Here is a 2,632-nt window from a genome sequence, read left to right as displayed (position 1 = left end):
CGTCAATACACTCTGTCGGACGCGCCGCACGGCAAATGGCTACGCATATCGGTGAAACGGGAGGCCGCCGGCGAGGGTGACGCTGCAAAACCGGCCGGCCGAGTCTCCAATCTGTTGCACGATGAATTGCACGTTGGCGGACACGTCGAGGTGAGCGCGCCCTATGGCGATTTCGTCCTGGAGCGGACCAAGCGAACGCCTGTCGTATTAGTAAGCGGTGGTGTCGGCCTGACGCCCATGGTTTCAATGCTGGCCACGATTGTGATGGATTCTGCCACTCGCCGCGTCAGCTTCCTCCATGCGTGTCGCAACCGACGAGTGCATGCCTTTCGAGAATGGCTCGACGACGTCATAGCCGATCACCCGAATGCTTCGAAACTGACGTTTTACGAGGAAGTCGGGCCGAACGACGTACAGGGCAGGGACTACGATTTCGTCGGACGCCTTGACCTCGCAACGATTCGCGAAGCGGTGCTGCTTCGCGATGCGGAGTACTTCGTGTGCGGACCCATGCCGTTTATGCGCGCGCAGGTAGACGCATTGCGGGCTCTGGGAATCGACGCATCGCGAATTCGCACCGAGGTTTTCGGAGTCGGCGACCTCCGTTAGACATGGCACGGCGCTTTGCGACGGGCCGCATCGCCACTTTGAATATAGCGTTCTATCCCCTCTTGGGCACGGCAGACCTCACAACAGTTCTTTCGCAAGTACTTGCGACCATTCAGGCCGAGGGCCAGACAAACATGACGTGTGCGCCGGCATTCGAGCTCGTCCGGCGACTACGCCACCATATCAAGGTGAAAGAGCCTGTATGAATAAGATCCGGCAGGACATTGCCGTATGGTCCGACGACCCGCAGCACTGCTGAGCCTGCGCCAACGTGGCAACAGTCGCAAAAGTTGCAGCATTTCGATCGCGCGCATGTCGTCGTTTTAGGAAAACGGCCAATTGCGACCGCACTCGTTGCCGCGAGTCGCGGCTGAGCGAGTCGGTTCACCGCGACTCCGTTCTGAGCGTCATGAAGTGTGCGTCTCGCGATGCAAGGGCGACGCGCGGGTGCTGAGACACGCAGGTGTAAAATTTTTGAAGGGCTGTCGCGCGCAGGTCGACAGCCCGCTGTAGGCGAGCGGGAGCACGACAAGCCGGCGCGCTATCGAGCTCAATCGGGTGGATGCCGGCGCGTGTCAAGGTACTTGTCGCCTCAGTCATGCAGCCAAAGGCTGTCTAAGTGTAGCGTGCGAGGCCATCGTGATGACTGACTCGCGCTCCGGATTGAGCGTGACGGCACCGATGGGCGTCCAGTCTCGCGTGCAGCCTGACCAGCGGGCCGGCTTACGTTCCCGCGCCTGGACATACACCTCGTGACGAGCGGCGAGGATCGCGTGATCGTCTCCGTCATGGCGCTGCGCTGGGCTGACGTAGCGGATGCTGCTGTGACGGTGGTCGAAGTTGTACCAATGCACGAAGTCGCTCGCCCAGTCGCGTGCAGCATTGAGCTCGGCGAAGCCCGTGGCGGGGAACTCCGGGCGGTACTTGGCCGTGCGGAACAGCGCCTCGGCATAGGCGTTGTCGTCACTGACGCGTGGGCGTGAGTACGATGGCTTCACGCCAAGCCAGTGGAGCCTGGCCAGCACGGTCGTGGCCTTGAGCGTGGAGCCGTTGTCTCCGTGTAGCACCGGCTTGTCCGCCAGAGTAGCGATGCCCTCGGCCAGCGCCGTGCGCCGCACCAGATGGGCAGCGTGACTGGCATCGTCGCCCTCGTGCACCTCCCATCCGACGATCTTGCGGCTGTACAGGTCCAGGATCAGGTACAGGTAAAACCATTGACCGACGACCTCGGCGGGCAAGTACGTCATATCCCAGCACCAGACTTCGCGTGGTGCGCAAGCGATGTGCGTGGTCGGCGGTCGGCCAGCCTTGGGCGCTTTCGCCCGGCCCCGATGTGCAGTTTGTCCGTGCTCGCGCAGCACGCGGGCGAAGGTGGATTCGCTGGCGATATACACGCCTTGGTCGGCCAGCATTGGCACGATGCGCGCAGGAGGCATATCGGCGAAGCGCGGCTCGTTGGCCACCCGCAGCACCTCGGCACGCTCGGCGGCGCTCAGCGCATGGGAAGGTTGCGGGCGTACCGCATGAGGTCTTCCATCGCCCGATACGAGGCCTTCGCCGGCATTCCAGCGCTGCAGGGTGCGCACGTCGATGCCGGCCGTCTGGCAGGCCAGGCGCAGCCGTGCGCCGGCCTTGTGCGCGGTGTGGATATCGCGGGCCATCGACTGGCGATCTTCGAGGTCGATCATTCGTCCTCGCCCGTGCTGAAGATCGCCGCGACTTTTTTTGATAGCACCAGCAGCGCCGCCGTCTCAGCCAACGCACGGTCCTTGCGCCGCAGCTCGCGCTCGAGTTCCTTGATGCGACGTCGGTCCTGCTGCGTCTGCTGCGGGCTGGCACGCGCCTCCTCGGGCTCGGCCAGCGCCTGCGTGGCGCTTTGCCGCCAGGAAGCCAGCTCGTGCGGATACACGCCGTTGGCGCGGCACCATGCGCTCTTGGCAGCCTCGTCCATCGCAGCGGTCGTCAGCACGGCGTCAAATCGGGCCGCCGCTGTCCAGGCCCGCTCGCGAGCGGGCCCCAGGCA

At 63.8% G+C, this 2,632-nt stretch carries 2 protein-coding genes; one reads left to right on the top strand and one right to left on the bottom strand.

Going from position 1 to position 2,632, the window contains the following annotated elements:
• A partial coding sequence (locus AWB67_RS36155; protein ID WP_510183517.1) for an NO-inducible flavohemoprotein occupies window positions 1-609 on the top strand: 609 nt, incomplete at its 5' end.
• Between the two features lie 596 nt (window positions 610-1,205).
• On the opposite strand, the gene AWB67_RS36145 is transcribed toward AWB67_RS36155, so the two are convergent.
• A protein-coding gene (locus AWB67_RS36145) for an IS3 family transposase (protein WP_125477842.1) occupies window positions 1,206-2,632 on the bottom strand; the annotation gives its coding sequence in 2 pieces (ribosomal slippage) (window positions 1,206-2,329 and window positions 2,329-2,632; 1,428 coding nt annotated over the 2 pieces). This gene is flagged as partial in the annotation.

This window comes from Caballeronia terrestris, assembly GCF_001544515.1.
GTDB classification, from domain to species: Bacteria; Pseudomonadota; Gammaproteobacteria; order Burkholderiales; family Burkholderiaceae; genus Caballeronia; species Caballeronia terrestris.
The sequence above is the reverse complement of the archived record's forward strand: the minus strand, read 5'-3'. Positions and strand labels throughout refer to the sequence as shown.